Origin of the sequence: Consotaella aegiceratis (assembly GCF_036541425.1) — a bacterium.
GTDB lineage: Bacteria > Pseudomonadota > Alphaproteobacteria > Rhizobiales > Rhizobiaceae > Consotaella > Consotaella aegiceratis.
The window spans coordinates 1-602 of record NZ_JAZHFT010000151.1; the positions used below are offsets into that span (position 1 = coordinate 1).

Here is a 602-nt window from a genome sequence, read left to right on the forward strand (position 1 = left end):
GCTTGTCCTTCCAGCCTTCCGGCACCTCGCCGGCCTTGATCGCCGCCTTCTCCTCCTCGGTATTGCGCTGCTTGGGCGCCGCGACGATCGTCGCATCAACGATCTGACCGCCCATCGCCAGATAGCCTGCCTTGGCCAGATGCTTGTCGAAGCGGGCAAACAGGTTCCGGATCGCACTGGCCTGTGCCAGGTGCTCGCGGAACAGCCAAATCGTCTTGGCGTCCGGCACCGTGTCGGCGAGCCCGAGGCCGAGAAACCGCATGAACGACAGCCGGTCCTGGATCATGAACTCGGTCTGATCGTCCGACAGGTTGTAGAGCGCCTGCAGCATCAGCACCTTGAACATCAGAACCGGATCGTAGGGCGGCCTGCCGCCCTTGGCGCCGTCCGAGCGCTTCAGCGCCTTGGCTAACGGCTTGCGAAACACCTCCCACGGCACGATGGCGTTCAGCTTCTCCAGCGGATCGCCCGCCTCGCTCAGCCGGACATATCGCTCGTCAACATCCCAGAACCCCGGCTGCCCGCGCATCTATGCCTCCTGATCCCGTCGAGACCGATGGAATCATGAAACGCCCAGCCACGCGAGGTTTTTCGAGGTGTCC

General features: G+C 63.5%; 1 protein-coding gene. It reads right to left on the minus strand.

Annotated elements, in window-relative coordinates:
* Window positions 1-529: transposase (locus tag SMD10_RS25520; protein ID WP_331688518.1), on the minus strand; the 529-nt coding region annotated here is incomplete at its 3' end.
* Window positions 530-602 lie beyond the last annotated feature (73 nt).